This window comes from Pseudomonas syringae pv. tagetis, assembly GCF_022557255.1.
Lineage (GTDB): Bacteria > Pseudomonadota > Gammaproteobacteria > Pseudomonadales > Pseudomonadaceae > Aquipseudomonas > Aquipseudomonas caricapapayae.
In genome coordinates this window covers 716412-736109 of sequence record NZ_CP092923.1, presented here as the reverse complement: position 1 = coordinate 736109, position 19698 = coordinate 716412, and the positions used below count along the sequence as shown (strand labels likewise).

The window sequence follows — 19698 nt, the reverse complement described above, 5'->3', positions numbered from 1 at the left end:
AGAAGCGTCCGATCCCTCTACAGGCTCAAGGCGCAGGCGCAGTTGTCCAAGGCAGGATCGGAATTGCAGTCACGGCATTCTGCGGACTGCCCTCGATGACCCGGTCGCTGTAAACCAGGTACACCAGCGCATTGCGCTTCTTGTCGAAGAAGCGCACCACTTGCATCGTCTTGAAGACCAGCGAAGTACGCTCCTTGAATACCTCATCACCGTCCTTGAGCGTTTCCTTGAAGCGGATTGGCCCGACCTGACGGCAGGCGATGGACGCCTCGGCACGATCCTCGGCCAACCCCAGGCCACCCCTTACTCCGCCTGTCTTGGCTCGCGAGAGGTAACACGTCACCCCGTCCACCTTGGGATCATCAAACGCCTCGACCACGATGCGATCGTTTGGCCCCACCATCTTGAACACAGTCGACACCTGACCAATCTCTTCCGCCGAGGCCAGCACCGGCAGCAGCAACGCGACGGCCAACACACTTTTCATGAAACGCATCAAATCTTCCTTCTGCAGCCTTGAGTCAGACAAGGATCAGGTTGTCCCGATGAATCAGCTCAGGCTCGGCCATATAGCCTAGCTCGCGCACAATGGATTCGGATGAATGACCAATGATTTTCTGGGCCTCGATAGCACTGTAGTTACTCAGCCCGCGAGCGATTTCGCGACCATCCGGAGCGACACAAACAACCATTTCGCCACGTCGGAAGCTGCCCTGCACCAGCTTGACCCCCACCGGCAGCAAGCTCTTCTGATCCTTGGCCAGCGCCACCACCGCACCATCATCCAGCACCAGCGTGCCACGAGTCTGCAGATGACCTGCAAGCCACTGCTTGCGTGCGGCAAGCATGCCACGCTCGGGAGACAGCAGCGTCCCCAGCCGCTCTCCACCCTTCAGGCGCGCCAGAACACGCTCGATACGCCCACCGACAATAACGGTATGCGCACCGGAGCGCGCTGCCAAACGCGCGGCGCGCAACTTGGTCTGCATACCACCACGCCCCAGAGCACCACCCGTGCCGCCAGCCACCGCATCCAGCGCAGGATCATCGGCACGCGCCTCGTAAATGAGTTGTGCATCCGGATTGTTGCGCGGATCAGCGTCGAACATGCCATCGCGATCGGTCAGGATGACCAGCAGATCGGCCTCGACCAGATTGGCAACCAGCGCCGCCAGCGTGTCGTTGTCGCCGAAACGAATTTCGTCAGTGACCACCGTGTCGTTTTCGTTGATGACCGGGACTACTCCCAGCTCGACCAGCGTACGCAGGGTGCTGCGGGCATTCAGGTAGCGCTTGCGATCCGACAGGTCGTCATGAGTCAGAAGAATCTGCGCGGTATGCCGGCCATGCTCGGCAAAGCTCGACTCCCACGCCTGCACCAACCCCATCTGGCCAATGGCCGCAGCAGCCTGGAGTTCATGCATGGCACTGGGTCGGGACGTCCAGCCAAGACGGCTCATACCGGCAGCCACCGCCCCGGAAGACACCAGCACCAGCTCGACACCTGCTTCATGCAGCGCCACCATCTGCTCCACCCAAACACCCATGGCGTTGCGATCCAGTCCCTTGCCGTCCGCGGTCAGCAAGGCACTGCCAATCTTCACAACCCAGCGCTGGGCGCCCGTCACTTTGCTGCGCATCTTCTTCCAACCTTAGCCAGAGAGTTTTCAAATTCGGGATACAAAAACGCCGCTAACAATCGTAGCGGCGTTCAAGTTTACTTCAAGCGATCAGTCACGGACGTAAATGATTTCCGGACCATCTTCATCGTCCACATCTTCTTCATCCCAGTCATCGTCACCGATGTCATGCACGCTCTTCACGCCACTGCGACGCAGGGCACGCTGATCGTCCAGCGCCTGCAACTGGGCACGGGCTTCGTCTTCGATGCGCTGATCCAGCTCGGCCAGCTCTTCGGCGTAGCCAGGCTCCTCGGCAATGCGCTGACTGCGCTCTTCGAGGTAACGCATGATGTCGCGGGTCAGCTGTTCGGTGCCTTCTTTGGCAATTGCAGAGATCACGTAAACCGGACCGGTCCACTCCAGACGATCAACAATTTCCTGCTTACGCGCCTCCTGCTCTTCTTCAAGAATCTGGTCGCACTTGTTCAGGACCAGCCAGCGATCACGCTCAGCCAGCGACGGGCTGAATTTTTCCAGCTCATTGACGATCACTTCGGCAGCATCCGGAGCGCTGCTTTCATCCAGCGGCGCCATATCAACGAGGTGCAGCAACAGGCGGGTACGCGCCAGATGCTTGAGGAAGCGAATCCCCAGACCAGCACCATCGGACGCACCCTCGATCAGGCCCGGAATGTCGGCAACGACAAAGCTCTTCCAGCGATCGACACTGACCACACCCAGGTTCGGCACCAGCGTGGTGAACGGATAGTCGGCGACTTTTGGCTTGGCAGCCGATACCGAACGAATGAAGGTGCTCTTGCCAGCATTTGGCAAGCCCAGCAGGCCCACATCAGCCAGCACTTTAAGCTCAAGCTTGAGATCACGCTGATCACCCGGCTTGCCCGGCGTGGTCTGACGCGGGGCGCGGTTGGTACTGGATTTGAATCGGGTGTTACCCAGACCGTGCCAGCCGCCCTGGGCGACCATCAGACGCTGACCGTCCTTGGTCAGGTCACCGATGATTTCCTGGGTGGTTGCGTCGATGATGGTGGTGCCGACCGGCACACGCAGCACCAGCTCTTCACCCTTGCGACCCGTGCAGTCGGCGCTGCCGCCATTGGAGCCGCGCTCGGCGTCGAAGTGACGGGTATAACGGTAGTCGACCAGCGTGTTCAGGTTGACGTCGGCAACCATGAAGATCGAACCGCCATCACCACCATCGCCACCGTTGGGACCACCGTTCTCGATGAACTTCTCGCGACGGAAGCTCATGCAACCGTTGCCGCCATCACCGGCCTTTACTCGAATGGATACTTCATCTACAAATTTCATAACGCACGCCTCCCGCCACAGGGACGAGCAGAACCACATAAATTACATAAGACTCTTGCAAAAATGAGCGTTGCGATACCGATCAGAAACCAGCGACCCCAAGGGTCAACATCACAACAGCCCGCACAAACAGTTTTGCAAGAGACTCACCTGCCTCTCTACCTCTACAAACAAAAAAGCCCCGTCGCAAGACAGGGCTTTTAAGCAACTGCGTGATTACGCTGCGGAGACTTCAGTCTTCGGAACGATGCTCACGTAGCGGCGACCGAAGGCGCCCTTGACCTGAAACTTGATCACGCCTTCCACTTTCGCGAACAGGGTGTGATCCTTACCCATGCCAACGCCGTAGCCAGCGTGGAATTGGGTACCGCGCTGACGCACGATGATGTTGCCAGGGATGATAGCCTGGCCGCCATACATCTTCACGCCAAGGCGTTTGGCTTCTGAGTCGCGCCCGTTACGGGTACTACCACCAGCTTTTTTGTGTGCCATGAGTCAATTCTCCAAATGAGGATTAGGCTGAATTAAGCCTGAATACCTGTGATTTTGATCTCGGTGTACCACTGGCGGTGGCCCATACGCTTCATGTGGTGCTTACGACGACGGAACTTGATGATACGAACCTTATCGTGACGACCTTGCGAAACCACTTCAGCCACAACGGTAGCGCCAGCAACAACAGGAGCACCGATATTGACGTCGTCGCCATTGCCAACCAGCAGAACGCGGTCAAACGTGACGGATTCGCCAGTAGCGATTTCCAGTTTTTCAATTTTCAGGTATTCACCTGGGGCGACTTTGTACTGCTTGCCACCGGTAACAATTACTGCGTACATGGTATTTCTCCGAAAATCCTGCTCACCCAGCTCTTTATAAGAAGAGTATCGGCTGGCATGGCTGCATGGGGCTGGAACGGCCCGTTTGCATTGCGTAAGGCAGGTGCTGCCCAGGAAAGTTAGGGTGCGCGATTGTACGCAAGGCATCCGTGTGTTGCAAGAGGCCGCTCGTCATACCTTGACACGCTCTACCCCGCGACCTAGCATGCGGCGCAACCTATCCGGAGCACCTGTCGCTGATGCAACCCCAAGCCTTCTATCGCGCGGTGGCGGACGACTTTAGTGCCGTTGACCTTATCATCAAAAAGCAACTGACGTCGCGCGTACCGCTGGTCTCGAAAATCGGTGATTACATTACGTCGGCAGGCGGCAAACGTCTGCGCCCGTTGCTGGTGCTGTTGTGTGGCAAGGCTCTGGGCCGCGAAGGCGACGACATCCGCCTGCTGGCCGCCACCATCGAATTCCTGCACACCGCGACCCTGCTGCACGACGACGTCGTCGACATGTCCGGCATGCGTCGCGGACGTTCCACCGCCAATGCACTCTGGGGTAACGCGCCCAGCGTGCTGGTGGGTGACTTCCTCTATTCCCGGTCATTCGAAATGATGGTCGAACTGGGCTCGATGGAGGTGATGCAGATCCTCTCCAAGGCGACCCGTATCATTGCCGAAGGCGAAGTGCTGCAGCTCTCGAAGATTCGCGACGCCAGCACCACCGAAGAAACCTACATGGAAGTTATTCGCGGCAAGACGGCCATGTTGTTCGAAGCCTCGACTCACAGTGCTGCGGCCCTGTGCAATGCCTCCGATGTACAGAGCGAGGCATTGCGCACGTTCGGCGACCACCTGGGTGTGGCCTTCCAGCTGGTCGACGACCTGCTGGACTACCGTGGCGATGCAGAGACTCTGGGCAAGAACGTCGGTGACGACCTCGCGGAAGGTAAACCGACCCTGCCGCTTATCTACACCATGCGCGAAGGCAGCCCGGAACAGGCCGCCCTGGTTCGTCAGGCGATCCAGAAGGGTGGCCTGGAAGATCTGGAAAGCATCCGCAATGCCGTAGAAAGCGCTGGAGCCCTGGATTACACTGCGCAGTTGGCCCGCGACTATGCGGCCCGCGCGATTGCTTGCCTGGACGCACTGCCGCCCAGCGAGTATCGAGACGCACTGGTTGAACTGAGCGAATTTGCAGTCGCCCGCACGCACTGACCGCCAGCCTGGTCAAAAGCCCGTCCAGCGCGACGGGCTTTTTATTGTCTGCTTACAGCACCAATCGCCAGCTGCTAACGCACTCAGGTGCCGTCAGTGTGCGTAGTTGGCAAGCTTGTCCTGCATGAAATCCAGAAAGCATTGAATCCTCAACGCCAGTTGGGAATTGCGGTAGTACACCGCATGGATCGGCTGGCGATAACCGCTATTGGCCTCGCGCAACAGACTGACCATCCGCCCCTCACGCAGGTCCTCTCGGGTCATGAAGTCGGACAGGCAGGCAATCCCGACACCCTCAAGCACCAGATGACGCAAGGTGTCTCCGCTGGAGGCCGATATGGCAGGCTTGATCGGCAGGCGATCACCGTCTGCATGGCGCAGGGGCCATTGATTGAGGGCCTCCACCTGCGTGAAACCCACCAACACATGCTGCGCCAGGTCTTCCGCAGTTTTGGGAGCACCATGACGCTTCAGATAGGCCGGGCTGGCGACGATATTCAGCAGGCAACTGCCCAGCGGGCGGGCGTGCAGGGTGGAATCAGGCAGCACACCGATACGAATGGCAATATCCGTGCTCTGCTCGAGCAGGTCGATGAACCAGTCATCGCTGTTGAGCTCCAGCTCGATACCCGGATAACGCTGCCGAAACTCCGCCACATGCGGCACGATGGAATGCAGCATGAACGGTGATGCAGCGTTGATACGCAAGCGTCCGGCGGGCGTCTGTCGGGATGACGAGAGCCTTTCCTCCAGGCTTTCCATCTGCTCGAGGATATGACGGGCCCGCTCCAGAAAGAACCTGCCCTCCTCGGTCAGGTCCATGCGCCGCGTCGTTCGGTTGATCAGCGTGGTTTCAAGCTTGGCTTCCAGACGCGACAAAGTACGGCTGACGCCTGAGGGCGTCTGGCCCATTTTCTCGGCTGCAGCGGAAATCGAACCACTTTCGACGACCGAGACAAACACCTGCAATTCATCGGATCGGGCTTTCACTGTTGTCCCCTGCTCAACACTCAGGGGATATTAGCGCTGTTCAGTGCAAAAGTTCTGCGTACTGCACGTTTTGCTCACTGCACAGCAAACACAGCGCCCAGGTGCGCTTCATAACGCTGTACGTCCGCTTCGATAGTCGGCACTTTCATCACGTCCACGGCAAGAAACGTGGGCAGCCCGGTCATGCCCAGAAACTCGTTGGCCTTGTGAAACGGGAAGTACACCGCATCGACGCCCTTGGCCTCGAAGAAATCGGACGGATCGTCGAAAGCTTTCTGCGGCGCATTCCAGGTTGCGGAGATCATGTACTGCTTGCCGTGCAGCAAGCCGCCACTGCCGTAAGTCTGCGATGCATCCGAACGGGTGCGGCCGTCGTTGGCGTAGAGGCTGCCGTGACCTTCGGTAAACACTTCATCAATGTATTTCTTGACTGTCCAGGGCGCGCCCATCCACCAGCCAGGCATTTGCCAAACGATGACATCGGCCCAAAGAAACTTCTGCACTTCCTCGGCCACGTCGTAGCCACCGTCGATGAAAGTTTGCTGCACATCAAAACCGGCACGGTCCATGAACGCTACACCAGCCTCATGCAGGGTTGCGTTGTAGCGGCCATCGGAATGCGCAAACTGTTTACCGCCGTTGAGGAACAATACTTTTTTCATGGCTGATCTCTCGCTGCTCGCCCCGGCAAATCTTGAAACCGGGGGAAGGTCATTAATGGATGAGCCGAGGATAGAGGGATGTGCATGCATGAGTAAGGTAGCAACGGTCAAAATACTCTTGCTGCCAAGTCACGAATAGCGTTACGACTGTTGAGCCGAACGGATGAACCCTCGCCCAAGCGCACAGCGGATCGAGATCAGCCTTTTATCAGCAGATGCAGCCCCAACAGCCCCATGCCGATGAAAAACACCCGTTTGAACAGCACAGCGCTGATCCGCTGTCGCAGCCATTGTCCGAGCAGCATGCCCAGCAGGGCCGGGATCAGCGCCAGTGTCGACGCGCCCAGTTCTGCGCCGCCCAGCGCACCATTCCACGACAGACCAGCCGCCAGTGCCAGCGTAGAGACGGTAAACGACAACCCCAGCGCCTGAACCAGTTGATCACGCTCAAGCCCCAGCGCCTGGAGATAGGGCACCACGGGAATCACGAACACACCGGTGGCCGAAGCGATAACCCCGGTCACCAGGCCGCACAACGGCCCCAGCCAGCGCTCGGCTGCGGCCGCAACCCTGAAGGTCGGCAGGAACAGTCCGCTCAACGCATACAGAAACAACGCTCCGCCTAATGCTCGCGTCATCGAATGACTGCCGCTCATGCCAAGCCAGAAGGCTCCGGCCAGGGTGCCGATGAAAATCATGCTCAGCATCGGCCATAACCGTTTCAACAGAGGCCGCAGATTCCCCCCCGTCGCCAGTTGCCAGACGTTGGTGAAGGTCGATGGAATAATCAGTAACGCGGCGGCCTGTGCCGGCAGCATGGCCAGTCCCAGCAAACCCATCGCCACGGTGGGCAAACCAAGACCGATGACACCCTTGACGGTACCGGCCAGGAGGAACGTGCCGATCACCAGCGCCGAAAGCTCCCAGCCGAGGGCCTGATAGAAATCGAGGACTGAGTGCATGGCATCCCTGGCCAGATTTATGGGTGGGTTAGGGCTTAGCGTTTGTCAGACCGCTCGCGCAAATAGGCCTGCACGTCCACCTGATTGCCTGCGAATTCGATACGCGCCGCTTTGTGTTCGCGCTGATAAGCGTACATCGGATCGTAATATTCGCCGAGCAGGCCTTCGATCCAGACTCTGTGCAGGTCAACCGTACCGTTACGCTGTTGCGCTTCCAACGCCGTCTGCATCAGGCCCGAAAGTCGCTGATGACGCTCGCCGCCCAGGCGTTTGTGAATATTTGCCAGACTTTGCAGCAAACGCTCAGCGAACAGACCAAACCCCTGCTCTTCTCCCTTGACGCTGATGAACTCGGCGCACAGGTTGACGACATAATCATCCAGAATGCGCTCGACACGGTTCTCGAAGCTGTCTTCCAGCCAGACCATGGCGCAGCCCTGCATTGCCTGGTGCAGTTCCAGAGGTACGTTGCAGCTGCCGACCAGACGGCTTTCATCCTCCACAACGAACTGTTCGATACCGGCTGCACGCTTCTTGAGCAGGTCGATGGCCAGACGATTTTCGAAGTCGATCTGCGCGGGCTGACCGGTTGCACGCTTGCCGAAGCTGGAACCGCGATGATTGGCGATACCTTCCAGATCCAGGCTATTGGGCAACTGTGTCAGTACCTCGGTCTTGCCCGTCCCGGTCATGCCGCCCAGCACGACAAGATCGCACTCGGTCACGGCATCGTGAAGAGTATCCAGCAGGAAGGTGCGCATTGCCTTGTAGCCGCCAAGAATGCGCGGATAGTCGACTCCGGCCTCCTTCAGCCAGCGCTGGACCGTCTGTGAACGCAGACCGCCGCGGAAGCAATACAGGTAGCCGTCCGGGTTCGCTCTGGCAAATTCGATCCACGCGCTGACCCGTGCGTCCTTGACCTGACCGCACACCAGTTGATGCCCGAGCTGGATGGCGGCGTCCTGACCGTGTTGTTTGTAACAGGTGCCGACCTTCTGTCGCTCGATGTCATTCATTAGCGGCAGGTTGATCACTCCGGGAAAAGCGCCCTTGGAAAACTCGACCGGTGCGCGAGCGTCCATCATCGGCACGTCGTCGAGAAAAAGCCTGCGGTAGTCGCTGCTGTTGTCGGCCATCAGAACACCTCGACGGCGTGGGTCTGTCGCTCACGCAGGGTGCCGATAGGATTGAGCAGCAGGCCCAGTTCGGCAGCCACTATCAGAAACTCCGCTTCGCCTTCAGGGCTGACCGCGACCAGCAAACCACCGCTGGTCTGCGGGTCGCACAGCAGGTCGCGTTGCGCATCGCTGAGCGACGCAATCCTGTCGCCATAACTGTCGAAATTGCGCAATGTGCCCCCCGGCACACAGCCCTCGGCAATGTAATGCTCGACGCCGGGCAGCCGCGGTACGGCGGCGTAGTCCAGGCGGGCAGTCAAACCTGCGCCGTCAGCCATTTCCACCAAATGCCCGAGCAGACCGAAACCGGTGACATCGGTCATTGCTGCCACGCCTGCCAGTTTGCCAAAACGGCTACCCGGCTTGTTCAGGGTACACATCCAGTCGCGCGCGAGACCGATGTCTTCATCGCGCAACTTCGACTTTTTTTCGGCGGTCGTGAGGATGCCGATGCCCAGGGGTTTGGTCAGGTAAAGCGTGCACCCCGCCTGCGCAGTGTCGTTGCGTTTCATGTGCTTTTTCTGCACCACGCCCGTTACAGCCAGACCGAAGATCGGCTCCGGCGCATCGATGGAGTGCCCGCCAGCCAGCGGAATACCGGCAGCATCACAGACTGCACGGCCACCGCGAATGACCTCGCGCGCGACTTCGGGGGGCAGCACGTTGACCGGCCAGCCGAGAATGGCGATGGCCATCAGCGGGTCGCCGCCCATCGCGTAGATATCGCTGATGGCGTTGGTGGCAGCGATGCGCCCGAAGTCGAACGGATCATCGACGATGGGCATGAAAAAGTCAGTGGTCGATACCACGCCGCGTTCGTCATCCAGCGCATAGACCGCAGCATCGTCACGCGAGGCGTTGCCAACCCAGAGGTTAGGGTCGAGGTTCTGAGCGCCACTGCCCGCGAGGATCACGTCCAGCACTTTGGGGGAAATCTTGCAGCCACACCCTGCTCCGTGACTGTACTGGGTCAGGCGGATTGGCTCGTTCATCGCAACACTCTCGGTTACCGGGAAACAGGCTGCGGAGTCTAGGGGCTGTGCCCTTATCAGCGCAAACCGCGTCGCCCGCCGGTTGTGCATCCGGGCGAAGAATCTGCCGAACTGGCCTTTCTCGCCATGCCTCTTATAATCCCCGCGCATCACCATCGAATCCTGTGAAGCACCGCCTGCTCATGCTCGCGGGCCTCGCTCAATCCTTTTTCCGCTATTGAACCGGAGAACCTCCATGCTCAAGCGTACCCTGGCGCTCGCCGCCGGCCTTGCCCTGTCCTTCTCCGCACTGACCAGCCATGCTGCCGACACCCTGCGCGTTTCGGCCATTCCCGATGAAGCGCCTACCGAACTGCTGCGCAAGTTCAAACCGCTGGGAGCCTATCTGGAACAGCGCCTGGGCATGAAAGTCGAGTTCGTTCCGGTTGCGGATTACCCGGCAGTGGTCGAGGCACTGGCCACTGACCGGCTCGACATGGCGTGGCTGGGCGGCTTCACCTTCGTCCAGGTCAACCTCAAGACCGGTAATGCGGTGCCACTGGTACAGCGTGAACAGGACGCCAGATTCACCAGCAAATTCATCACTTCCGATCCGAAAGTGAAAACCCTGGCGGACCTCAAAGGCAAGACGTTTGCCTTTGGCTCGGTGTCGTCGACATCCGGCAGCCTGATGCCGCGCTATTTCATGCTCAAGGAAAACATCAAGCCGGAAACATTCTTCAGCCGTGTCGCTTATTCCGGCGCGCATGACGCAACCGCTGCCTGGGTTCAGGCGGGCAAGGTCGATGCAGGCGTGCTCAACGCCAGCGTGTGGGACAAACTGGTTGCCAGCGGTAAGGTCGACACGAGCAAGGTGCACGTTTTTGAAACCACACCGGCTTATTTCGACTACAACTGGACCGTACGTGGCAGCCTCGACCCGGCGCTGGCGGCGAAGATCAAGCAGGCGTTCCTTGACCTCGACCCGGCCAACCCGGAGCAGAAGGCAATTCTTGATCTTCAGGCTGCCAGCCGTTTCATCGAGACCAAACCAGAAAACTACAAAGGCATCGAAGAAGCCGCACGCGCTGCCGACCTGCTGAAATGACCCTGCGTCTGTCCGGCATCGAGCTGCGCCACAACGACGGCACACTGGCGTTGCGCGGCCTGGACCTGAGCATCGCTCGCGGCGAGCGGGTGGCGATCATCGGGCCGTCCGGTGCGGGCAAGACAACGCTGCTCAATCTGCTGGCCAGCGCGCTGCCACCCAGTGCCGGTCAACTTGAGGTGCTGGGGGCAAATCCCTGGCAACTCTCCAGCAAACACCGCCAACGCCTGCGCAGCCGCATTGCGCTGATCCATCAGGCACCGCCGTTGCCTGCGCGTCAGCGGGTCATCACGGCGGTGTCTGCGGGCCGACTGAGTCAATGGGGGCTGGGCAAAAGCCTGCTGAACCTGCTGCATCCACTGGACATCCGCGGTGCCCGCGAGGTGCTGGCACGCCTGGACCTGGCGGACAAACTGTTCGAGCGCTGCCAGCAATTGTCTGGCGGGCAGTTGCAACGCGTCGGCATCGCCCGCGCCTTGTATCAGACGCCTGAACTGCTGCTGGCCGACGAGCCGGTTTCTGCGATGGACCCGCGTCTGGCCGATCACACCCTTGCGCTGTTATGCCAGCACGCCGTCGAGCACAACGTGACGCTGGTCGCCAGCCTGCATGCGGTAGAGCTGGCGCTGGCCCACTTCCCGCGAGTCATAGGGGTGCGTGACGGGAAAATCCACTTTGACCTCACTGCAAACGAGGTCGACAAGCAGCATCTGGACACGCTGTATGCCAATGAACAGCTGAGCCCTCGGCCCGTCATTGATGCGCCTGAAACACACTGGACGCCGCGATGCTGACCCGGGATCAGCGCGATCCGGCAGCAATGCCACGACTGTTGCTGACGCTGTTGGCTGTCGTCCTGCTCTGGCCGGGCATTCGTCTGGCCGAGCTGAACCCGCTGGTCCTGCTGCACGCCGACAATGCCCGGACAATGGGCAGCTTCCTCGCCGGGTTCTGGCCTGCAGCGCACTCAGCAGAATTTCTCGAACTGCTGCTGGATGCGACCTTGCAAACGCTGGCTATCGCCACTGCGGGCATCGCGCTCGCTCTGCTGCTGGCCATACCGGCAGGTCTGCTCGCCAGCAAGGCCTTGTCCCTGTCAGCCGCCTCGCGCGGCGGACGGCCCGGCTGGCTCGGCCAATGCCTGCGCTGGCCGGTGCGCGGCGTGCTGATTTTCCTGCGCAGCGTGCCGGAAATCGTCTGGGCGCTGTTGTTTGTGCGTGCGGTCGGGCTGGGTCCCACCGCAGGCGTGCTGGCCATCGCCATCACCTATGCAGGCATGCTCGGCAAGGTGTACGCCGAGATTTTCGAATCGGTGGACCAACGCCCCGCCCACGCGCTGCTCCAGTCAGGCAGCGGACGGCTGGCCGCGCTCGCCTACGGCATCCTGCCCAATGCGGCCGCAGAGTTGACGTCCTATACCGTGTATCGCTGGGAGTGCGCCGTGCGCGCCTCGGTGGTCATGGGCTTTGTCGGCGCGGGCGGACTGGGTCAGCAGATTGACCTTTCGATGCGCATGTTCGCCGGTGACGAAGTGGCGAGCATGCTGCTGACTTTTCTGCTGCTGGTCCTGCTTGCCGACCAGCTCAGCCGTCTATTGCGCAGGCGCTTCACATGAAGCGCATGGGCAACCTGCTGTTGTTGTTGGCGATGATTGCGGCTGTGGTCGCCTCGTTTGCATATCTCGGCCTGGACCTGTTTACGCTGGGCAGTCATGACAATCTGACGCAGATGAGCCGTTACGCGTCGCGCTTCCTGAACCCGGACCTGAGCAGCGACCACCTGCAGGCGATCGGTAAAGGTGCCCTGGAAACCCTGGCCATGTCTGCGCTTGGCACGTTGCTGGCGGCCATTGCAGGTTTGCTCCTGGCATTGCCCGCTGCCGGGCGCTTCGGTTGGCTCCTGCGCAGCATGAGTCGCCTGCTGCTCAATGCGCTGCGCGCCATTCCGGAACTGGTGTGGGCCGTGTTGATGGTGCTGGCTGCCGGGCTCGGCCCCAATGCCGGCACGCTGGCACTGGCACTGCACACCACGGGCGTTCTGGGCCGCCTGTTTGCCGAGGCACTGGAAAATACCGCGCCGCAACCCGCTGCAGCGATTCGCCTGCAGGGCGGCAGCGCCTGGCAGGCGTTCAGCTATGGCACCCTGCCCAACCTCTGGCCGCAGTTGCTGGCCTACACGCTGTATCGCTGGGAAAACAACATTCGCATGGCCAGCGTGCTGGGTTTTGTCGGGGCGGGAGGCTTGGGCCAGATGCTCTACATCAGTCTCAGCCTGTTCCAGGAAGCACAGGCCAGCACGGTCATTCTGGCGATGCTGATACTGGTGTTTGCCGTCGACGCATTGAGCGGCTGGAGCAGACAGCGCTGGGTGCGCAGTTGAAACCACAGCAGATACAAAAACGCCACAGTCCTGACGTACAGAACCGTGGCGTGATCAGTGGCGTGACTCAGTAACCCAGCGACAAACCGGTGTTACGGCGCGGGTCGTTGGCACCGTAGAAACGGTTGTTACCGACCGGTTTACCAACCAGCGAAGGCGCGCCCACCAGAATTGCCGCCACGTGATTAAGTGGCTGAGGACCGGCGAATTTGTGGCCCCAGCTCTCGAGAATCTTCAGCGTGTCGGGGCTGACCGCAAAGGTGTCGATGTTGGTTGCCTCGGGCTGCCATTGCTGATGGAAACGCGGCGCATCCACCGCTTCCTGAATGTTCATGCCGTAGTCGATGACGTTGAGCATGGTCAGCAGGGTCGCGGTAATGATGCGACTGCCACCCGGCGTGCCGACGACCATGACAGCCTTGCCATCCTTGGTGACGATGGTCGGGCTCATGGACGACAGCGGCGTCTTGCCCGGCGCAATGGCGTTGGCCTCACCCTGCACCAGGCCGTACATATTGGGCACGCCGACCTTGACGGTAAAGTCATCCATTTCGTCGTTGAGAATCACACCGGTCTTGCTGGCCATCACGCCCGCGCCGAACCAATTGTTCAGGGTGTAAGTCACCGAAACCGCATTGCCCCATTTGTCGACAATCGAATAGTGGGTGGTGTTGCTGCCTTCATGAGGCGCGACACCCGGTTTGATCTTGTTCGAATCACCGGCCTTTTGCGGTTCGATGGCGGCACGCAGTTTGGCCGCGTACTTGACGTCCAGCAGATGCTCGACCGGGTTCTTGACGAAATCCGGGTCGCCCAGGTAGCTGTTGCGGTCCGCGTAGGCGTGACGCATGGCTTCGATCTGATAGTGCATACCCTGCGCCGAGCGGAAGCCCAGCTCTTTCATCGGGTAGCCTTCGAGGATGTTCAGAATCTGGCAGATGACCACACCGCCGGAGCTTGGCGGTGGCGCTGACACTACGTGATAGCCACGGTAGTCACATTCGACGGGGGCCAGCTCGCGGGTCTTGTAGTGATCGAGGTCCGCCTGGGTAATGATGCCCTTGCCGGCCTGACTGGAATCGACCAGCGCCTTGGCGACCCAGCCCTTGTAGAAGCCGTCGCTGCCCTTGTCGGAGATTTCCTGAAGGGTCTTGGCGAGGTCTTTCTGCACCAGTTTCTGACCGACCTGCATCGGCTCGCCCTTGTCGAGGAAGATAGAGCCGGAGTCGGCCATGTCTGCCTTGAACACATCCGTGGCGCTCGACAACATGTCCACATCGCCCTGACCCAGCACAAATCCTTCTTCGGCGAGTTTGATTGCCGGTGCGATGACCTCCTGGCGTTTGCGAGTACCGTACTTGCTCAGCGCCATTTCCATGCCGGATACCGTGCCCGGCACGCCAACGGCCAGATGGCCTTTGGCGCTGAGGTCAGGGATGACCTTGCCGTCCTTGTCCAGGTACATGTTGGCGGTGGCTGCCAGCGGTGCTTTCTCACGGAAGTCGAGGAAGGTCTTGCGCCCGTCCGCCAGCTGGATGGTCATGAAACCACCACCACCGAGGTTACCGGCGGCAGGATAGACCACCGCCAGTGCGTAACCGACGGCTACGGCCGCATCGACAGCGTTGCCGCCAGCCTTGAGCACATCGACACCCACATGCGTGGCCAGGTGCTGAGCCGTGACGACCATGCCGTTTTCGGCAGCAACCGGGGCTTGTGACGCAGCGAATGTGGGGGAATACGCGACAATCAGTGCCGTCGCGATCAGCGATCTGGCGAGGGGTTCGAACTTCATGATCGATCTCTTCTTTTTCTGAGTCAGGGACGTTTGATGATGAAAGCATTGCCACCCTGCCGGGGACACCGCACCTCTCATCGAAGCGTACCGGGTATCCCTGCGCCGGTGTGACCGGGTCAAAGTAGCCGGTTCCTGCGCGTTTACCTAGTGTAAAAATCCACAGCCAGGTCGGGTAGCGCCCGTTCGAATAATGGCTTTTCGCCCCCGGCGGCGACTTGCCAGTCACAAATGGGATAAAATCTCAGAAACCAATGAGAATCATCCCCACGCGCAGTCCAGGAACATCATGATGTGCACTACACCCCAGTCTCGCCCTGCTCCGCGCGTGCTTGTCGTGGACGATCACCGCAAGATCCGTGATCCGCTGGCTGTTTACTTGCGTCGCCATTTGTTCGATGTGCGCACCGCTGAAGATGCAGCGGGCATGTGGCAGTTGCTCAGGCAGCAGGCGTTCGATGTGGTGGTGCTGGATGTAATGCTGCCGGACGGTGACGGGTTTGAACTGTGCAGCCGCTTGCATCGCCGCGAGAATATCCCGGTGATCCTGCTGACCGCACGCGACACCCCTGCCGACCGGGTTCACGGGCTGGATATCGGGGCCGACGATTACATCACCAAGCCATTCGAACCGCGGGAACTGGTGGCACGCATCAACAGCGTATTGCGCAGGCGTGGGCCGGGCCGCAGCGAAATCGGCGCTGCACCTGTCAACGATCTGCCCACGGTAACGCAGCGCTATGCGTTCGCGGGTCTGAGTTTCACCACCCGAACCGGGACGCTGCTGCGCAGCGACGGCTCGGAGGTCAGGCTCAGCACCGTGGAAAGCCGCCTGCTGAACGTGTTGCTAAGCCACCCCAATACCATTCTCAGTCGCCAGCGACTGATCGACCTGACGGCGCGACCGGGCAATGAAGTCTATGACCGCGCCATCGACCGGCAGATCAGCCGCTTGCGCCGCAAACTCTGTGACAACCCGGTCGAGCCGGAACTGCTGCGTACCGTCTGGGGTGATGGTTACATGTTGGCGGCCACCGTCGACACGCTCGACGCATGAACAGGTTGAGCCGTTTCTGGCCCAGGCGCATGACCCACCAGCTGGCGCTATTATTGCTGCTGGCTTTGCTGGCCTCCAATGCCATCGCCATGCTCTATCTGCAACGCACCGGCGCGTTGATTCATCCGCTGTCGCGCACGCTGGCCATCGAACGGCTGATCACCGCTTACCACGCTACGCAGGGAATGCCGGCCGAGGACGCTTCGCGCTTGCTGGCCGCGTTGCAGACGTCCGATTCGGAGCTGTGGGTGTCTGCTTATCCCGTCGCCAATACGCTGGACATGCGCGCTGAAGAACACCGGTTGATCGCCGACCTTGGCAAGCGTCTGACGCTGCCCGTCGACACTAGCATCGGCATGCAGCTTGAGCGGATCAGTGGCGGTCCGGCGCGCGAGCATGTGTTCGTTGCCGCCGGGTGGGCACCGTTGCGTCTGCGCACCAGCATCGACCTGCTCAACGGCGCGTACCTCAATGCGATTCAATACCCGGCAGGCGGCTACGAATGGGGGCGCATGCTTGCTTACACACTGCCGGTAACCACCATTCCGGTATTGCTGATCGTGGTGTTTTTCATGCGCCGCATCGTGCAGCCGGTCAAGACACTGGCGAAGGCGACCGAGCGTGTCAGTCGCGGCGAATGGATACCGCCTCTGCCGCTGTCCGGCCCGCAGGAAGCCCGTGATCTGACCATGGCCTTCAACATCATGCAGGAACGCATCGCCCGTCATGTCGAAGGCCGCACGCGCATGCTGGCCGCCATCAGCCATGACCTGAACACACCGATCACCGAATTGCGCCTGCAGATGGAGCTGCTCGAAGACAGCCCGGCACGCGATGACATGCTGGAAAGTCTCGATGAGCTGCGTGCGATGGTGCGCGAGACATTGAATTTCGTACGTGGTGATGCGGTGCAGGAAGCCACTGTCGACATATCGTTGACTGCCCTGCTTGATGATCTGGCGAGGCGTTACGCGGCGATGGGACAACCGATCACCCGCGACAGCGCAGTTGAGGTTCGCTACAGCTGCAGGCCTCTGGCGCTGAAACGTGCGCTGACCAACCTGATCGATAACGCACTGAAGCATGCAGGGGACGCTACGATCAGCCTCGGCAAAGAGCCTGACGGGCAGATCCGGCTGGAGATTCTTGATCACGGCCCAGGCATCGAACAGGCCTGGCTGACTCAGGTATTCGAACCCTTCGTGCAACTGAGCCAGACCGGCGCAGACCACACACAAGGTGGTGGGCTCGGTCTGGGTCTGGCCATCGCCCGCGCCTGCGTACAGGCCCACGGCGGCGAACTCACCCTGGAAAACCGTCCGCCAGCAGGATTGTGTGCCGTGGTGCGATTGCCGGTGGGCTGAGTCTTCGCGATAGGCTGGCTGACGATTAGCGTGGCAATACTCTACGCTCAGCGCTGTGCCTCAGATTTGTGACGCAGAGCGTCAACCAAGGCGCTCACACGCTGGAGCGCAGGGAACGATAATCTCAACGATGACGAACGATAAGTGCTGCCTCAAAACCGTACGGTCGTGCTCGCCCACAGTGTCCGACCGTAATTGACGGTGCCGTAGGTTTCATCATCCAGGCGCTTGTCCGCCACGTTGTACAGGGCGGCGTTGAGCGAGATGTTTTTGCTCAGTTCATACGAGCCGCCGAAGTCGGCTGTGGTGTAGCCCGGCGCGGCCTCGTCGGTGAGGGTGTTGCCGTATTCCTTGCCGTAGTAATTGGTTGAGGCCCACAGCTGGGTGCGGTCATTGAGGGTCCACTCTGCGCGTACATTGGCTTTCTGCTCCGGGGTCAGTGCCAGCGGTGCCCCTGCGTTGGCACCGCTTTTCTGCTCCGAGTCGGTGTAGGTGTAATTGCCCTTGATCGCAACCGCCGATGTGATGTCCCAACGGCCGTTAAGCTCGACGCCCTTGATGACGGCCTTGTCGACATTGACCCTGTCCATGACGATGAAGCCGTTCCACACTTGGGTGGTGGTGACGGTGGAGAGTTTGTCCTGGAAGTCGTTGTAGAACACCGTCGCGCCTGCCGACAGGTCGTTGCGATTGGACCACAGCGCAGACAACTCGTAGTTGGTGCTGGTTTCCGGCTTGAGGTCCGGGTTGCCGAACATCACGAACCGGTTGCGGCGCAGATACGAATAACCCGGCACTACGGCACGAACTTCAGGTGCCTTGAAGCCGCGCGCGACGCCGCCTTTGATGGTCCAGTCATCGGTGGCACGCCAGACGCCATAAACCCTGGGGCTGAAATGCACGCCATACTGTTCGTGATGGTCCATGCGCAGACCGGTAGTCAGCGCGAAGGTGTCGGTCACAGACCATTCGTTTTCAGCGAACAGCGCCTTTTGCACAACCGAGAACTCATAGTCCTTGCGGTCACCCAGCCCCTGATTCCAGTCGGTCACGGTGGTGTCGTTCCACTGCAGCCCGGTGGTGGTGATGTTGCGTTCGGTGGGCATGACCAGTTTGGCGTCGAGCACCTTGTTTTCGACCTCGGGCTTGCGTCCTAGCACGTCGGTCTGTGTCGCACTGGCCTTACCTTCACGACTGGATTTTTCGTACGCAAAAGACACGTCCGAGGTCGCCCAGCCCCAGCGGCCCTGGTGTGAAACCGACCAGTGATCACGGTTGTTTTCCTGTTCGCGAGTCGCCCAGTTGGCGCTCACGCCATCGCCGTTCTTGAGTCGCGTGGCACCGGCTTCCAGCAGGATGTCGTGGTCAATGGTCGGCGTGAACGACAGTCGAGCGGTCAAATCGCGGTGGTCGGCCTTGCTGAAACCGTTGGTTTGCTCGACATTGTCATCTGCCTGCCGGTCCAGATAGCGTCCCCAGACCTGTAGCCCGAGCATGTCTTCCTTGATCGGGCCACCGAGAAAGAACTGGGTCTGACGTGCATTACCCTGATCACTGTGCTGGCGTGCCGAATAATCGTAAGTGACCGAACCGCCCCACTCCGGCGTGACCTTGCGCGTGATGATGTTGATCACCCCGCCGATTGCATCCGAACCGTACAACGACGACATTGGTCCACGAACGACTTCGACACGTTCGATGGCTTCGGCGGGTGGAATAAAGCTCTGTTCGTAACCACTGTTGCCGTTGACCCGTGATTCGCGAGCACTCTGACGTTTGCCATCGACCAGGATCAGCGTGTAGTCGGCAGGCATGCCGCGGATGGAAATGTCGGTTTCATTGGCACCGCCGTTGACGGTCACACCCTCAACGTCGCGCAGCGCATCGGTGAGATCGCGAAACGATTTCTTGCGCAGTTCGTCGCCGGTAATGACCGTCATCGAGGCGGGTGCATCCTCCAGGTTCTGCTCGAAACCGGAAGCCGTCACCACAACGTCGTCGATTGATAGCACGTTGGCGGGCTCGATCACCTGCTCGGCAGCGTAAACCTGACCTGATGCCATGCAGGTCAGCGCGAGTTTGACCATCACAGCTGCAGGCCGCAAACGAAGAGGAGAATGCATGGAACTTCCTTACGATTCACAAGTAAAAGAGAATCGTATGCATCTGCATTCAGGAAGGTTGGACAAGATGTGACAACATTCTGGGGCGGCATTGCCGCCCCGCAAGCGTCG

At 60.0% G+C, this 19698-nt stretch carries 19 protein-coding genes; 7 read left to right on the top strand and 12 right to left on the bottom strand.

Translation table 11 applies throughout. The annotated features are described in order from the left end of the window. Positions 1-25: 25 nt before the first annotated feature. The 5 genes from MME58_RS03205 to rplU all read right to left on the bottom strand — a co-directional run bounded on the left by MME58_RS03205 (position 26) and on the right by rplU (position 3790). Positions 26-496, bottom strand: a complete 471-nt coding sequence (locus MME58_RS03205; protein ID WP_054987687.1) for a CreA family protein — start codon at positions 494-496, stop codon at positions 26-28. Between the two features lie 25 nt (positions 497-521). Further along, a complete protein-coding gene (gene proB / locus MME58_RS03200) occupies positions 522-1640 on the bottom strand; it encodes a glutamate 5-kinase (RefSeq protein ID WP_054987688.1) in 1119 nt (372 codons plus the stop codon). A 90-nt stretch (positions 1641-1730) separates the two neighbouring features. Beyond that, positions 1731-2954, bottom strand: coding sequence for an Obg family GTPase CgtA (gene cgtA, locus MME58_RS03195; protein ID WP_002551973.1), 1224 nt, complete (start codon positions 2952-2954; stop codon positions 1731-1733). A 216-nt stretch (positions 2955-3170) separates the two neighbouring features. Next, positions 3171-3446 carry a 50S ribosomal protein L27 gene (gene rpmA, locus MME58_RS03190; protein WP_002551972.1) on the bottom strand — a complete coding sequence of 92 codons (276 nt, stop codon included), beginning with the start codon at positions 3444-3446 and terminating at the stop codon, positions 3171-3173. A gap of 32 nt (positions 3447-3478) precedes the next feature. Then, the gene (gene rplU, locus MME58_RS03185; protein WP_002551971.1) at positions 3479-3790 is read right to left on the bottom strand and encodes a 50S ribosomal protein L21; all 312 of its coding nucleotides are present in this window, start codon (positions 3788-3790) and stop codon (positions 3479-3481) included. Positions 3791-4029: 239 nt separating this feature from the next. Between rplU and MME58_RS03180 the strand changes: the two genes are divergently transcribed. After that, positions 4030-4998: a polyprenyl synthetase family protein gene (locus tag MME58_RS03180; protein WP_054987689.1), complete on the top strand. Its 969-nt coding sequence runs from the start codon at positions 4030-4032 to the stop codon at positions 4996-4998. Between the two features lie 93 nt (positions 4999-5091). Here the strand turns inward: MME58_RS03180 and MME58_RS03175 are convergent, their stop codons facing one another. From MME58_RS03175 to selD, 5 genes are all read right to left on the bottom strand, one after another. Then, positions 5092-5988: a LysR family transcriptional regulator gene (locus MME58_RS03175; protein WP_055005180.1), complete on the bottom strand. Its 897-nt coding sequence runs from the start codon at positions 5986-5988 to the stop codon at positions 5092-5094. A 74-nt stretch (positions 5989-6062) separates the two neighbouring features. Beyond that, the gene (gene mdaB / locus MME58_RS03170) at positions 6063-6650 is read right to left on the bottom strand and encodes an NADPH:quinone oxidoreductase MdaB (protein ID WP_054987691.1); all 588 of its coding nucleotides are present in this window, start codon (positions 6648-6650) and stop codon (positions 6063-6065) included. 197 nt (positions 6651-6847) lie between these two features. Continuing rightward, positions 6848-7612, bottom strand: coding sequence for a sulfite exporter TauE/SafE family protein (locus tag MME58_RS03165; RefSeq protein WP_054987692.1), 765 nt, complete (start codon positions 7610-7612; stop codon positions 6848-6850). Between the two features lie 35 nt (positions 7613-7647). Continuing rightward, a complete protein-coding gene (gene mnmH / locus MME58_RS03160; protein ID WP_055005179.1) occupies positions 7648-8748 on the bottom strand; it encodes a tRNA 2-selenouridine(34) synthase MnmH in 1101 nt (366 codons plus the stop codon). Next, positions 8748-9782 carry a selenide, water dikinase SelD gene (selD, locus tag MME58_RS03155; RefSeq protein ID WP_054987694.1) on the bottom strand — a complete coding sequence of 345 codons (1035 nt, stop codon included), beginning with the start codon at positions 9780-9782 and terminating at the stop codon, positions 8748-8750. Before selD ends, mnmH begins: the two co-directional genes overlap by 1 nt. Positions 9783-10017: 235 nt before the next feature. Here selD and MME58_RS03150 point away from each other — a divergent pair, with 235 nt between their 5' ends. Genes MME58_RS03150 through phnE form a run of 4 tightly spaced genes read left to right on the top strand, consistent with a single transcriptional unit; the run spans position 10018 to position 13248 of the window. Next, positions 10018-10869 carry a putative selenate ABC transporter substrate-binding protein gene (locus MME58_RS03150; RefSeq protein WP_055005178.1) on the top strand — a complete coding sequence of 284 codons (852 nt, stop codon included), beginning with the start codon at positions 10018-10020 and terminating at the stop codon, positions 10867-10869. Further along, positions 10866-11663 carry a phosphonate ABC transporter ATP-binding protein gene (locus MME58_RS03145; RefSeq protein WP_055005177.1) on the top strand — a complete coding sequence of 266 codons (798 nt, stop codon included), beginning with the start codon at positions 10866-10868 and terminating at the stop codon, positions 11661-11663. Before MME58_RS03150 ends, MME58_RS03145 begins: the two co-directional genes overlap by 4 nt. Continuing rightward, the gene (locus MME58_RS03140; RefSeq protein ID WP_055005176.1) at positions 11657-12484 is read left to right on the top strand and encodes a PhnE/PtxC family ABC transporter permease; all 828 of its coding nucleotides are present in this window, start codon (positions 11657-11659) and stop codon (positions 12482-12484) included. The genes MME58_RS03145 and MME58_RS03140 overlap by 7 nt, the downstream gene beginning before the upstream one ends. Beyond that, positions 12481-13248 carry a phosphonate ABC transporter, permease protein PhnE gene (gene phnE / locus MME58_RS03135; protein WP_055005175.1) on the top strand — a complete coding sequence of 256 codons (768 nt, stop codon included), beginning with the start codon at positions 12481-12483 and terminating at the stop codon, positions 13246-13248. Before MME58_RS03140 ends, phnE begins: the two co-directional genes overlap by 4 nt. Positions 13249-13315: 67 nt before the next feature. On the opposite strand, the gene ggt is transcribed toward phnE, so the two are convergent. Then, positions 13316-15043, bottom strand: coding sequence for a gamma-glutamyltransferase (gene ggt / locus MME58_RS03130; RefSeq protein WP_055005174.1), 1728 nt, complete (start codon positions 15041-15043; stop codon positions 13316-13318). A gap of 292 nt (positions 15044-15335) precedes the next feature. On the opposite strand from ggt, the gene MME58_RS03125 reads away from it, so the two are divergent. Together MME58_RS03125 and MME58_RS03120 are read left to right on the top strand one after the other, a co-directional pair. Next, on the top strand, positions 15336-16100 hold the full coding sequence (locus tag MME58_RS03125) for a response regulator transcription factor (protein WP_055005173.1): 765 nt from the start codon (positions 15336-15338) through the stop codon (positions 16098-16100). 29 nt (positions 16101-16129) lie between these two features. Then, on the top strand, positions 16130-17464 hold the full coding sequence (locus MME58_RS03120) for an ATP-binding protein (protein ID WP_055005172.1): 1335 nt from the start codon (positions 16130-16132) through the stop codon (positions 17462-17464). Between the two features lie 152 nt (positions 17465-17616). On the opposite strand, the gene MME58_RS03115 is transcribed toward MME58_RS03120, so the two are convergent. After that, positions 17617-19587 carry a TonB-dependent receptor domain-containing protein gene (locus MME58_RS03115; protein WP_055005171.1) on the bottom strand — a complete coding sequence of 657 codons (1971 nt, stop codon included), beginning with the start codon at positions 19585-19587 and terminating at the stop codon, positions 17617-17619. Positions 19588-19698: the final 111 nt, after the last annotated feature.

Coding starts and splice junctions, on each gene's coding strand:
- MME58_RS03205 (WP_054987687.1), bottom strand. CDS start 496: ATGCGTTTCATGAAAAGTGTGTTGGCCGTCGCGTTGCTGCTGCCGGTG.
- proB (WP_054987688.1), bottom strand. CDS start 1,640: ATGCGCAGCAAAGTGACGGGCGCCCAGCGCTGGGTTGTGAAGATTGGC.
- cgtA (WP_002551973.1), bottom strand. CDS start 2,954: ATGAAATTTGTAGATGAAGTATCCATTCGAGTAAAGGCCGGTGATGGC.
- rpmA (WP_002551972.1), bottom strand. CDS start 3,446: ATGGCACACAAAAAAGCTGGTGGTAGTACCCGTAACGGGCGCGACTCA.
- rplU (WP_002551971.1), bottom strand. CDS start 3,790: ATGTACGCAGTAATTGTTACCGGTGGCAAGCAGTACAAAGTCGCCCCA.
- MME58_RS03180 (WP_054987689.1), top strand. CDS start 4,030: ATGCAACCCCAAGCCTTCTATCGCGCGGTGGCGGACGACTTTAGTGCC.
- mdaB (WP_054987691.1), bottom strand. CDS start 6,650: ATGAAAAAAGTATTGTTCCTCAACGGCGGTAAACAGTTTGCGCATTCC.
- MME58_RS03165 (WP_054987692.1), bottom strand. CDS start 7,612: ATGCACTCAGTCCTCGATTTCTATCAGGCCCTCGGCTGGGAGCTTTCG.
- mnmH (WP_055005179.1), bottom strand. CDS start 8,748: ATGGCCGACAACAGCAGCGACTACCGCAGGCTTTTTCTCGACGACGTG.
- selD (WP_054987694.1), bottom strand. CDS start 9,782: ATGAACGAGCCAATCCGCCTGACCCAGTACAGTCACGGAGCAGGGTGT.
- MME58_RS03150 (WP_055005178.1), top strand. CDS start 10,018: ATGCTCAAGCGTACCCTGGCGCTCGCCGCCGGCCTTGCCCTGTCCTTC.
- MME58_RS03145 (WP_055005177.1), top strand. CDS start 10,866: ATGACCCTGCGTCTGTCCGGCATCGAGCTGCGCCACAACGACGGCACA.
- MME58_RS03140 (WP_055005176.1), top strand. CDS start 11,657: ATGCTGACCCGGGATCAGCGCGATCCGGCAGCAATGCCACGACTGTTG.
- phnE (WP_055005175.1), top strand. CDS start 12,481: ATGAAGCGCATGGGCAACCTGCTGTTGTTGTTGGCGATGATTGCGGCT.
- ggt (WP_055005174.1), bottom strand. CDS start 15,043: ATGAAGTTCGAACCCCTCGCCAGATCGCTGATCGCGACGGCACTGATT.
- MME58_RS03125 (WP_055005173.1), top strand. CDS start 15,336: ATGTGCACTACACCCCAGTCTCGCCCTGCTCCGCGCGTGCTTGTCGTG.
- MME58_RS03120 (WP_055005172.1), top strand. CDS start 16,130: ATGACCCACCAGCTGGCGCTATTATTGCTGCTGGCTTTGCTGGCCTCC.
- MME58_RS03115 (WP_055005171.1), bottom strand. CDS start 19,587: ATGCATTCTCCTCTTCGTTTGCGGCCTGCAGCTGTGATGGTCAAACTC.